Source organism: Thermomicrobium sp. CFH 73360, assembly GCF_023806465.1.
Classification (GTDB): Bacteria; Chloroflexota; Chloroflexia; order Thermomicrobiales; family Thermomicrobiaceae; genus Thermomicrobium.
On the sequence record NZ_JAMSLS010000001.1, the window covers coordinates 452,954 to 464,429 of the forward strand.

The window sequence follows — 11,476 nt, forward strand, 5'->3', positions numbered from 1 at the left end:
CGACCGGCCGCCCCCGATCTTAGTTGGCATGAGTCGGGATGTCAGGATGGCGGCCGCCGTCCCAGCTTATTCCCCAGAAGTGCCAGCGGAAGACTTCTTCGAGGGAGCGAAGCTCCTGAGTGATCGCCTCGGGGTTGGGTCGCCCCTGACTGTCGAACCATTGCCGGAGTGGCTGCGGCCCAGAGACACTCGTGGCATGAGTGGGGAACTCAGGATGCGGCTGCCCGTCCCACGAAACGCCATAGAGGTGCCAACGGAACCCCTCCACCAGTGTACGGAGAGTCCGCGAGACGGTATCCGCCTTTAGGCGACCATCAGGCGTAAACCATGGGCTCTCGTTGGGATTGCTCGACACGACGAAACCCCAGCTCATCGTGAGCGTCCGACCAGCCGTGTCGCGAGCGGTCGCGGTCACGCCATACAGCCCCGGCTCAAGCTGACGCGTGGTAAAGACGAACCAACTCCGCGCATCGTCCTGCGAGATCTCGACGTTCAGGAGTTGGCCGTTCAAGCGGAGCTCGACGCTCGCCAGCGGCTGGTCAGTCGAGCGCGCTTCGACCGCGATCATAACGGGATCCGTGGGTGGCAGCGTCATGAAATGCATCGGGGAGCGCGTGACAAATCGGATCGTCGAAGCAACCGTCCCATGGGTCGGCATCTCCGGATGGTAGGCGCCATCCCAGGAGATACCAAAGAAGTGCCAGCGAAATGCTTCGCTGAGCGCGCGCAGCGACTGCTCAATTTGCACCCGGCGCGGCGTCCCGTCGGCCGTAAACCACCATCCGTCACGCGCGTTCGCAGAGACAACGAACTGCCATTGGGCCGTAAAGGAACGGCCGTGAATATCGGTTGCCGTCGCACGAACGGTAAAAAAGCCGGGCTGCAAGGTCTGCTGCACACTCACAATCTTTGTCCTGTCATCGCCAGTGACCGTCGGGGAGAGCTCATTGTTGTTGAGCCAGAGGCGTACGAAGCGCAGACCGACGTCACTCGTGGCGGTCACCGCGATGCGCACGGTACCGGGAGCGACCGTCGCCCAGGGATGGGGAGTTAACTCCCGGAATGTCGGTCCGGCTGTGACACCACCGCCTCGTGTCGTCACGACACCGGTCGACTCGAAGTTCCAGAAGACAGTGAACGGATCACTGCGGAAGAGCAGGGCGTCGATGGCACCTTGCCAGCCACCCCAACCGCTCCCGAGACATCCGACCCCCACACCGAGCCCTCCTTGCCCACTCTCTGGCACCGCCAGCCGAGCTCCAGGGAAGGCCTGCAGATAGCTTGCGAGCGGGCCGGGAGCGCTCGGCAAGAGCCCACCGAGCCCTCGCTGCGACCACCAGCGCCCTCCGACTGCTTCCCATTCCTGCCAGGTGAGCGGCGTCACCGTGCCGTTCAGCTCCGGCTGGTAGATCAACCGGTCATCGGCAACCCCGTCATCGTTGAGGTCCACGTCGAGAAACACGTGTGGGGCGACGGCACCGCCACGCGTTACGAACGTCCAATAGCGAATTTCCCTCACTACGGCGAGCGCAGTTCGTGCGACCGTCGGCTGGACCAATTGCGACCAGATCCGACCCTCGTTCACCACGGCAACAGAGAACTGCAGGCTTCCAGTCCCGTAAGGCGGCGTACCCGGTCCAGGCGCAAACTCCTGCTGGGCGAAGCCGCCATTCGTTCCACACGCCTCGACGTAACCGCTCCAGCCGCCCATTGACTCCTGAGCAGCAACCGGGAGAACCGAGAGAACTGCTCCAAGGAGTAAGACCGCCACCGCGAGAAGCCGAACGCGCGCCACCAGGTGAGCCGGTTGCCACATGGTCACCCTTCCCTTCCCGCTCGGATACGAGCCGAGCACGTCCCGCATCCCCCTCGCTGGGCTCTCTGGAAGCCTAGCGCAGTAGTCAACACATGGCAACAACCCGTCCCTTGTCGATATCGCGATATCGTGATATCCTCAAGATGCTGCCGATACGGCAGGAAAGGAGGAACCAGACCATGCGGACCATCGAACGACTGCTGAGGATCCTGCACCGCGATCGACCACCGATCAGTGACCCCGGCTTCGCCGCCTACTACAGCGCCTTGGTTACCGAGGCGGGCAGCGGCGTACCGACCGTTGAGGAAGCGCGCCGTGACTTTGAACCGATCCGCCGCCTCATTGAGCGCGCCTTCATCGTCTGAGACTTGCCGTGTAGCCTCTCCGTGGTCGATACTGAGCACCAGCGCGGTATCGACCAGGGGAGGCACCCATGACCTATCTGGACCGCGACCGTCTCGTCGAATCTCTCCTCCGCGATCTCGACCGCGAGCTGGAACGGTATCCTGCTCTCCGCGCATTCGCCGAACGGGTTGCTGACACGATCCTTGCGACGCTTGCAGAGCACGAGCGGCGGCTCCACATGGTGACGCCAGAATTCGGTGAAGAGGAACGGAACGGATGAGCGAGCAGTCTGCTGCCCCGGCGAACAGCTCTCCGCCCGTGCGTTTCGGCATCGGGACCGGTAACCGCCGCCCCTTCCCCGAACTCTTGGCCCAGTGGCGCTGGATCGAAGAACTCGGCTTCGACACCGCCTGGGTCGTTGATCACTTTCTGGCGGCCGACAATGAGGACACCCCGTACTTTGAGGCCTGGACACTGATCGCCACGCTCGGTGTCCAGACCCAGCGCCTCCGCTTCGGCGTCCTGGTGAGTGGGAACACCTACCGGAACCCCGGCGTGCTGGCCAAAATGGCGGTCACGCTCGACCATGCCTCAGGCGGACGGGTCGAACTCGGCATCGGTGCTGGTTGGTGGGAGCGCGAACACCGTGCCTATTCGTTCCCCTTCCCAAGCGTCGCTGACCGGATCGCTATGTTGGAGGAAGCGATCCAGATCATCGATCGACTGCAGCGCGAGCGACGCGTCACCTTCCACGGTCGCTTCTACCGCTTCGAGGACGCACCATTCGAGCCGAAGCCGCTCCAACAGCCTCGCATCCCGCTGATCGTCGGTGCCTTCAAGCCGCGTATGCTTCGGCTCGCCGCACACTACGCCGACATCTGGAACACGCGTGGTGAACCGGACGAGGTCGGCGAACTCGCTCGCTTCGTCCGCCAGGCAGCGCGTGAGTTCGGGCGAGATCCAGCGACACTCCGCTGTTCGGTCTTCACGTGGCGACCGCCGTTTGAGAGTGTGGAACGTTTTCGCTCGCTCGCGATCGCCTATCTCCAACACGGCTTCACCGATCTCGTTTTCCCAATGCCGCCGGAAGCACAGTGGCCGGTACTTGAGCGCTGTGCACGGGAAGTGATTCCCGAATTGCGACACCGCGCGGCACGGGGTGAGTTCAGTGTCTGAGACGCTGCCGGTGTAGGATGAGTCCAGCGGAAAGGGGGTGGGCTCAATGAGCCTTGCAGCCGAACGCTGGGAGCAGGCAATGACGCCTGACGAGTATATCGCCTCGATGCAGCAGTATCGCGCGGAGTTCGAACGGAACATCACCCGGACGCGTATCATGCCGGGTGACTGGGCAGCGTTCGGACAGGAACCGTTGCACATTCTCATCATGACCGAGGACTGGTGCCCGGATTCGGTCCAGTTCGTCCCGATGGTAATTGCGCTCGCCCAGCGTGTGCCAACGGTTGAGGTGCGCCTTGTGCGACGAAGTGAGCATCAAGACCTCGCCGCACACTATCGGCGGCCAGATGGCACACAGGCTATTCCGACCTTTGTCTTGCTAGACGCAGACTTCCAAGAGCTGGGCGTGCTCATCGAGCGACCGGAACGCGCTGCTGCGGAGTTGCGCGCGGCGCTCACCGAGTTCGCCCGTACGCACCCAGAACTCGAAGGAGTGGAACGCCCATGGGCAGAGATGCCACCGGAGACACGTCTGGCCGTTCGGGCGTTCCTGAACGAGTGGCGTGAACAGCAGTTCGACCGCTGGACACGCTACCTGTTTGAGGATCTGGCCGAGATCGCCAAAACAGCACGAGTCCGCGCGGCTTGACGGGCGGTTTCGCTCGCTGGCCGCGCCGCGTGAAGGGATCGGATCGATGCATGACACGCAGCAGCCAGGCATCCACCACACGCACTACCGGCAGCCCGGCGGAAATGTCCCTACAGAAGCGACAGGTGCCACCAGCGTACACGCCGAGCGTGTCGAGGGGCAGATGGTCATTGTGCAGCAGAGCCGCGTCGAGCACCTGACCGGAGCCCGTGTCAGTCTCGAACAGTCCACGGCCAACCACGTCGAAGCACGCAGCGCGCAGGTCGATCGCAGCGCGATTCGTTCTCTGGAAGCTGAACGGGCCGTAACCCTCCGCAGTGCGATCGCCCTCGCTCGCGTCCGGGAGCTCCGTGCCTCGCGTGCTCGTATTGGTCTCCTCCGAGCTGACCACGCGATCATCGAGCAAGGGCGTATTGGGATCGCTCTCGTACGCGACCTTTCTGGCCCGGCGCTCCTCCGCCTCCCTCTCGCAACGCTGGCCACATTTATCGTCGGACTACTAGCTGGGGCACTCTTGGACCGTTCGATCACCGCGAAGCGGAGGTGAGCGATGGCCACAGCATACCGACTCCTCCGGTTCCTCGCCAGTAGTGCTCTCGGTATCGCGGCCGGAGCAGCGGTCGCCGCCGCCCTCTCCTCGGAACGACGGCGTGCATTGGCAGCATCGCTCCGCGAGCGCTGGCACCAGGCCCGCGAAGCTGCGGAGAGCGAGTCAGCACGGACCGAAGAAGAGCTGTGGGCACGGTTCCGCCAACTCGTCGGGCTCCCGACAGCTGATGGCCTGCCCCACGACTTTACCGCCCCGCCGTCTCGCTGAACACTGCGTAGGCCCGCACCGGTACTGCTGATCCAGCACGGATCGGGATCGGTGCGGCATGGAAACGGAACGCTCGTCCAACGAGTGAGCTCAGATTCCGCAGGTTCTCGACGATCGGTATGCCTGCGGCGAGCAGTTTACTGTGCACGGGGCGGCTGAGATCGGCGACATTGTCGATGTTCCAGCTGTCGATACCGACAAGCACCGCGCCCGCCGCGATCAGTGACTCGGCAGCCTCACCCACCAGATGCGGATTTGCTGCCAAGTACCGCTCCGTTCCCCAGTGGCGATCCCAGCCAGTGCAAATGAGAACGGCACATCCTGCCAGTTCCAAGCCGGCAAAGCGTTCCGCGCCGACCCCAAGCCGCCCCTGTGCAACCAACCAACGGACATCGATGACAACGCCTGGGAGGTCGGCAGTCCGCTCCAGAGGAAGCGTCGCCAGGTCTGCACCACCTTCGTACCGGTGGAATGGTGCATCCAGATAGGTTCCGGAATTTCCGATGAACGTATAGCGGTGGATCACAAAGCTCGTGCTGCTGGCATACGAAGCAGCCGTTGCTGTACGCGTTCGATACTCCACGAGCTCTGGCTGAGGCAACCCCGGGAACATTGGAATACTCGCATCGAAAGGATGTGTGAGATCGATGACGACCATCCGCAGCCCCCTTCTTTCGTTCGCGCGTACACCGAGTGCAGCGTAGAAGACGCCGAGTGACACTGTGATCGTACAGCGTCCTCTTCAGCCCTCGTGACCGGATGAGCGAAAACAGGTAGGCTGCACAAGGCGTTCGGACAAGGATGAACAAATGCTTGAGCACGAACTTCCATGCATAATGGTCATCACACAGCCTCGTCGCGAGGTCGAACCGGACTGGTAAACGTCCTGAGAAATCGGCGGTTCCTGGCGAGCCAGGTGGTATTGCTCCTCGCCGTCGCTGGCTTTACACAGTTCCAAGTGAGCGTGCCTCCCTTTCTCCGTTCTGAAGCGAATTTTCCGGAGCGCGCTCTCGGCCTGCTCTTCGCCCTCAATATGCTCGTTGTGGGTGCCCAAGTACTGGTGGCGCGCTGGATCGGCAAGACACCGCTGGTATACCTGCTTGCCGGTACCGGTTTGGGATGGGCGCTTGCCTCCACCGTTATCGGATTCGCGCCGAAGGAGCCGTTACTCGCCTTCCTCGGGGCACTGCTCTACTCCGTGGCTGAACTCCTGTTCGTTCCTGCAGCGGGTGGGGTTGTGATCGCGCTCGCTGACCTAGAGCATCGAGCTCGGTCTCTTGCCTTCTCCAGTGTCGTTTGGGCGATCGGCGAGGGAGAATCGGCTTGGATCGCCGGAACACTCCTTGAGAGAGGAACAAGCCTGGCACTCTGGGGTGGAACAATCGCGATGATGGTCGTGATGAGTTTCCTTGCCTGGGGATTCGTTCGCTGGCCCGAACCAAAGCCCCTTCTCCAGTCCGTTGTCGTCAACGAGGTTGGAACAGACGATGGCTGAACAGACGAGTACTGCGACAGATACCGAAATACCGCTCGGGTTGACCAGCGCAGAGGCAGCCGAGCGCCTTCAGCGCTTTGGGCCGAACGAACCCGTACCCCCGCGGCGCCGCCGAGCGCTCGTGCAGTTCTTACAGCTGTTCATCGAGCCGTTGACATTTGTCCTGCTCGTCGCGAGCGGGATCGCAGCACTCCTCGGGGAGTTCGTGGATGCCACGCTCATTGTCTCGATCGTCCTTGCCAGCACGACAGTGAACTTCGTCCAAGCGTATCGATCGCAGCGCGCCGTGGAGCGCCTGTCAGTCAGCATCGTGCCGACGGCGACTGTGCTTCGTGACGGAGCCTGGCAGGAGCTCCCACGCTGGACACTCGTACCCGGCGACGTCATTCGCCTGACGGCTGGCGATCTGGTACCCGCCGATGCACGCCTGCTGGAAGCGATACACCTCACAGTCCAGCAAGCAGCGTTAACAGGCGAATCATTTCCGGTCGAGAAACAGGCGAATCCAACTGCACCGCCGAGCCAGGATCCGGACGCTGCACACATGGTGTTTCTCGGTTCCTCAGTCGTTTCCGGCTCCGGCATCGCTGAGGTGGTAGCGACGGGGAAAAACACGCTCTTCGGTGGTATCGTCGCCCGGCTCGGTGCGCCGCCCCCTGAGACCGCGTTCCAACGCGGTCTTCGCGAGTTTAGTCATCTCATCACTCGTACCATCGTTGCGCTGGTGCTCGTCGTCCTCGCCGTCACGCTCTCCCTTGGTCGTGCACCTCTGGACTCCTTGCTCTTCGCCGTCGCGCTCGCTGTTGGACTTACCCCGGAGTTCTTGCCAATGATCGTCACGATCGCTCTCGCGCAGGGAGCAATCCGGATGGCGCGACGACGCGTGCTTGTCAAGTCGCTGCCAGCAATCGAAAACCTCGGCAGCATCGACATTGTCTGCAGTGACAAGACGGGAACGCTGACGCTCGGCGAGATGCGTCTGATGCGGGCACTGACCCTCGCAGGGAACGACTCTTCGCGAGTACTGCAGCTGGGCTGGATCAACGCACGCGCCCAGTCTGGCTTGGTAAGCCCATTCGATCAGGCCCTGCTGGCTACCGAACTTCCTACACTGCCGACTTTCACAAAAGTAGACGAACTTCCCTTCGACTTCGAACGCCGCCGGGTCTCGGTCGTCGTTCGCCTCCTGGGTGAGCCGTTACTCCTGATCACCAAGGGCGCTCCGGAGGCGATCCTGCCAGCATGCACCGCATTTGAAGACGAACGTGGCATCGTGCACCCGTTCGAAGAGACGATGCGACAGAACGCCACAAGTCTCTTCCGGCAATTGAGCACCGAAGGGCTCCGCGTGCTCGCAGTCGCCTGGCGAGTGTGGGAATCACCCCATCCACTTCGTCCTGAGGACGAGAACGAGCTTGTCTTAGCGGGATTCCTTGCCTTTGCCGACCCGCCCTTATCCGAAGCGAGGGAAACGCTCGCACAGCTTGCCGCTGATGGAGTACGCGTGAAACTTCTCACCGGTGATAACGAACTCGTGGCAGCGGCAATCTGTCGTGCCGTTGGACTCCCAGCTGAGCGAATTGTTCTTGGCAGCGAACTTGAACACCTTGAGCCCCTTGCACTCGAGCGTCTGGTCGAGGAGGCAGATGTCTTCGCACGCGTCACACCAGCACAAAAGCACCGCATTGTACTCGCGCTCAAGGCCCACGGTCATGCAGTCGCGTTCCTGGGGGACGGGATTAACGATGCACCCTCCTTGCACGCAGCGGACGTCGGCATCTCGGTCGTGAACGCTGTCGATATCGCACGGGAGGCTGCGGACATCGTGCTCCTGGACCGACGCCTCTCGACACTCCATGAGGGAATCCTGGAGGGACGCCGCGCCTTTTCCAACGTGATGACGTTCCTCCTCATGGAGACAAGTTCCAACTTTGGCAATGTCTTCAGCATGGCTGGTGCGGCCGCATTATTGCCGTTCTTACCTCTGCTTCCGCACCAGATTCTGCTGAACAACTTTTTGTACGATCTCGCGCAAGTTGCCATTCCCCGCGACCGGGTTGACCCTCAGCTGACTGCCTCCCCACGTCGCTGGGATATCGGATTTGTCCGGACTGCGATGCTTGTCCTCGGACCGGTCAGCTCGCTCTTCGATTTCCTGACCTTCGCCGTCCTCCTTTTCCTCTTCCGTGCGGATGAGATGCTCTTCCACTCTGGTTGGTTTGTTGAGTCCTTGGTCACGCAGTGTCTTGTCGTCTTCGTCATCCGGACAGCCCGAGCTCCTTGGCACTGGTTACCAAGCCCAGCGCTAGCGCTGAACGTGCTCGTAATCGTCCTCATCGGCCTGTGGCTTCCGTACAGCCCACTCGCCGCGTTCCTTGGCTTCGTTCCACTGCCACCGGTATATCTGGCGTTCCTCGCAGGCGCTGTCGCAAGCTACCTCATACTGGTCGAACTCACAAAACGGGCACTCTACACCTGGTGGAACCACCGTCACCGCGAGACGGTGCGATCTGGCCGACAATAGTCGGTCGGATCAATCCAGGGTCGCCCCTCAGCGAGCCGCGTGACCCGAAACGCCTGGACGTCCTGGCGTGGCATTCCCTCAACGATCCACTCGGCAAGAGCCCGCCCGATTGCAGGAGCCGTTTTGAACGACGTTCCGGAATCCCCCAAAAACGCGAAGAGTCCAGAATACTCCGGTATCGGACCGAAGAGCGGTCGCCCATCTGGGCTCTGCATGACAACTCCGGCCCATCCACCACGCACGATACCCTGCATCAGCAGTGGATATCGCTGGGCGATTGCCGTCCGGGCTGGAGCGACAAAATCAGCATCTGTGGTCTCAGCAGACCGATCCGGATCCACCTGGCGAAATCCCCACTCCAGTCCGACGAGCGTCGCTGTCTCACCCTCCGGGCGGAACCACATGCCCAGAGCGGTATCGATGCCACAACAGTGCCGTGGTGCCGGCTCGATCGGCCAACGGAAAACAATCACTTGCACGCGTCGCGGTATAAGGCCGTAATCGAGGCCCAGCGCAGCAAGCAAGCTGTTCGCCCATGGCCCCGGCGTCAACACCACAAACGGCGCAGCGATCCGTCCGGAGCTTGTCTGGACGCCAGCGACGCGTCCATTCCTGATCTCCACTCCGGTGGCCCGTTCCCCGATGCGAAGCTCCGCGCCGTTTTGCCGTGCCCGCTCGAGCAACCCAAGAGTTGCGGCGACCGGATCGGCATAGCCGCTCTCTGGTTCGTAGGCAGCAACCGTGATCCCCCTCACATCGCACCAGGGTTCGAGCTCGGCAACCTGCTCAGCCGTCAGCAGCTCGACCGGAGCGCCAACCGCCTGTTGCATGGTGACGTTGGCCTGAAGCTTCTCCTCGTCGCTAGGTGCAACGATCTGGAGAAAGCCGGTGCGAACGAACGGTGAGCGTGTTCCGAGGCGCGCTTCCCATTCCTGAAAGAAACGCAGGCTTTCGAACGCGAGACGCGTCTCATGGGGGTTCGGGTAATGAAGCCGCACCAGTGCACCAGATTTGCCGGTCGCACCCGCCGCCGGTACCCGTTGCTCTACGATGACAACGTCGCGCAGGCCTGATTCTGTTAGCCAGTACGCGGTACTCGCCCCGACGATCCCTGCACCAACAATCACCACCTCGGCAGTCGTGCGCATCACCGTCTCCTCCTCTCTGCCATGGAAACAGGGCTACGCACTGCCGTCAAGTCGTCCGACCTGCTCCGGCGATACCTAGGCAGCCGAACGATGTGACTGTGGCTGGCCTCGCGTCACCTCTGGGCTTCCTGGCAGATCAGGGTCTGAGCAGCCTGTATGACAGAACGAATCGCAGAGAAACGCAACGAGCCGTAATCCCCGCAGGGGCCACAACTAGCCCCTCCGCTCTTCGACCTCGCCAAAGACCTCGATTCTCAGCAGCTCCGCAGTAACCACTCGTTTGTCGTCGAAGAAGGCTCGTGCTACCCGTCTCCCGGCACTGGTAAGCTCGATGGAGCAGGAACCACCTGAGATCCCGACAGGCAGCTTTGCGAGACATCGATCGGCATTGCAAGAGTTCACTTAGGGCATGAAGCGACTGGAACTTGACACGCTTGAACGTCATCAGGTCTGGATCGCCTTTGCTGGACTGGTCGTCGGCGGTTCGGCGGGGCTCTTCCTCCCTGGAAGCCACACTGCCTTTGAACAGCTCATTTACCCGGCCCTGGCACTTCTGCTTACCTCCCTGTTTTTGCAAATCCCGTTTGGCATGTTGCGACAGGCCTTTACCGATCGTCGCTACCTCGTGGCCACTCTCACAACAAACTTCGCTGTTGTACCAGTGGTGGTCTGGCTTCTTGCCCATCTGGCACCGCAGCAGCCTGCAGTGCTGCTCGGGCTTTATCTGGTCCTTCTTGCGCCTTGCATCGACTACGTTTCCATGTTCTCCCGGCTCGGTGGTGGGAACGAGCGGGTCGTCCTCGCGTCAACACCCGTTCTCCTCGTGGCACAGGTCCTGCTCCTGCCAGGCTATCTGTGGTTATTCCTCACCGAATCAGCCCGAAACATCATCGATCTGAAGCCGTTCCTGGAGGCATTTGTGTTCCTCATCGCTCTCCCACTCGGTATCGCACTCGCGCTCCAGTACTTGTCATTGCGCTATCCAGGCCTCGACCGCATGACTGACGTCGCACGATGGCTACCGGTTCCGATGTTGGCCCTGACGCTCCTGGTGATCGTCGGATCCCAGATTGCCCGGGTGAGGAGTGCATTCCTCGATCTCGCTGGCATCGTACCGCTCTATCTTGCATATCAAGTGATGATCGGACTTCTGGGGTCACCAATTGCACGAGCATTTAAACTTGACCCGCCACGCGGCCGAGCACTGGTCTTCAGCGCACTGACACGCAACTCGTTGGTCGTTCTTCCACTTGCGCTGGCACTGCCGCGGGAACACTCCCTCGCGGCGCTGGTGATCGTCACCCAGACCCTGGTCGAACTCCTCGGGCTCCTCGTTGCGGTCCGGATCGTGCCACGGCTGCTCCCTGCGTGACCGATTTCCCATTCGCGGACCTCCCGTGCGTAACCGCTCCGCCTTCTGGGGTGAGGCGGTGCATCAAGGATTCGACGCTATGATCTTGTGAGAGTACAAAGATCCCGCCAGGAAGCCGAACGCCCATTAACTGT

General features: G+C 61.6%; 12 protein-coding genes. 9 read left to right on the forward strand and 3 right to left on the reverse strand.

Translation table 11 applies throughout. From position 1 onward, the window contains the following. Positions 1 to 19: 19 nt before the first annotated feature. Positions 20 to 1,816 (reverse strand): hypothetical protein, encoded by a 1,797-nt coding sequence (locus tag NET03_RS02000; protein ID WP_252127214.1) that lies wholly within the window; start codon positions 1,814 to 1,816, stop codon positions 20 to 22. 179 nt (positions 1,817 to 1,995) lie between these two features. On the opposite strand from NET03_RS02000, the gene NET03_RS02005 reads away from it, so the two are divergent. From NET03_RS02005 to NET03_RS02030, 6 genes are all read left to right on the forward strand, one after another. Continuing rightward, positions 1,996 to 2,181, forward strand: coding sequence for a hypothetical protein (locus NET03_RS02005; RefSeq protein WP_252127215.1), 186 nt, complete (start codon positions 1,996 to 1,998; stop codon positions 2,179 to 2,181). A gap of 68 nt (positions 2,182 to 2,249) precedes the next feature. Continuing rightward, on the forward strand, positions 2,250 to 2,441 hold the full coding sequence (locus NET03_RS02010; RefSeq protein ID WP_252127216.1) for a hypothetical protein: 192 nt from the start codon (positions 2,250 to 2,252) through the stop codon (positions 2,439 to 2,441). Then, on the forward strand, positions 2,438 to 3,337 hold the full coding sequence (locus tag NET03_RS02015; protein WP_252127217.1) for a TIGR03560 family F420-dependent LLM class oxidoreductase: 900 nt from the start codon (positions 2,438 to 2,440) through the stop codon (positions 3,335 to 3,337). Before NET03_RS02010 ends, NET03_RS02015 begins: the two co-directional genes overlap by 4 nt. Before the next feature lie 46 nt (positions 3,338 to 3,383). Then, positions 3,384 to 3,986, forward strand: a complete 603-nt coding sequence (locus tag NET03_RS02020; RefSeq protein ID WP_252127218.1) for a thioredoxin family protein — start codon at positions 3,384 to 3,386, stop codon at positions 3,984 to 3,986. Between the two features lie 46 nt (positions 3,987 to 4,032). After that, positions 4,033 to 4,533, forward strand: a complete 501-nt coding sequence (locus tag NET03_RS02025; protein ID WP_252127219.1) for a hypothetical protein — start codon at positions 4,033 to 4,035, stop codon at positions 4,531 to 4,533. 3 nt (positions 4,534 to 4,536) lie between these two features. Next, complete coding sequence (locus tag NET03_RS02030; protein ID WP_252127220.1) at positions 4,537 to 4,803, forward strand: hypothetical protein; 267 nt, start codon at positions 4,537 to 4,539, stop codon at positions 4,801 to 4,803. Here the strand turns inward: NET03_RS02030 and NET03_RS02035 are convergent. Beyond that, positions 4,781 to 5,461, reverse strand: coding sequence for a cyclase family protein (locus NET03_RS02035; protein ID WP_252127221.1), 681 nt, complete (start codon positions 5,459 to 5,461; stop codon positions 4,781 to 4,783). The two genes, NET03_RS02030 and NET03_RS02035, sit on opposite strands and share 23 nt — an antisense overlap. A 258-nt stretch (positions 5,462 to 5,719) precedes the next feature. Here NET03_RS02035 and NET03_RS02040 point away from each other — a divergent pair, with 258 nt between their 5' ends. After that, positions 5,720 to 6,298, forward strand: a complete 579-nt coding sequence (locus tag NET03_RS02040; protein WP_252127222.1) for an MFS transporter — start codon at positions 5,720 to 5,722, stop codon at positions 6,296 to 6,298. After that, complete coding sequence (mgtA, locus tag NET03_RS02045; protein ID WP_252127223.1) at positions 6,291 to 8,822, forward strand: magnesium-translocating P-type ATPase; 2,532 nt, start codon at positions 6,291 to 6,293, stop codon at positions 8,820 to 8,822. Before NET03_RS02040 ends, mgtA begins: the two co-directional genes overlap by 8 nt. Here the strand turns inward: mgtA and NET03_RS02050 are convergent. Continuing rightward, entirely contained in the window at positions 8,789 to 9,970 is a 1,182-nt protein-coding gene (locus tag NET03_RS02050) for an NAD(P)/FAD-dependent oxidoreductase (protein ID WP_252127478.1), read from the reverse strand. The two genes, mgtA and NET03_RS02050, sit on opposite strands and share 34 nt — an antisense overlap. A 409-nt stretch (positions 9,971 to 10,379) precedes the next feature. Between NET03_RS02050 and NET03_RS02055 the strand changes: the two genes are divergently transcribed. Beyond that, positions 10,380 to 11,342: an arsenic resistance protein gene (locus NET03_RS02055; protein ID WP_252127224.1), complete on the forward strand. Its 963-nt coding sequence runs from the start codon at positions 10,380 to 10,382 to the stop codon at positions 11,340 to 11,342. Positions 11,343 to 11,476 lie beyond the last annotated feature (134 nt).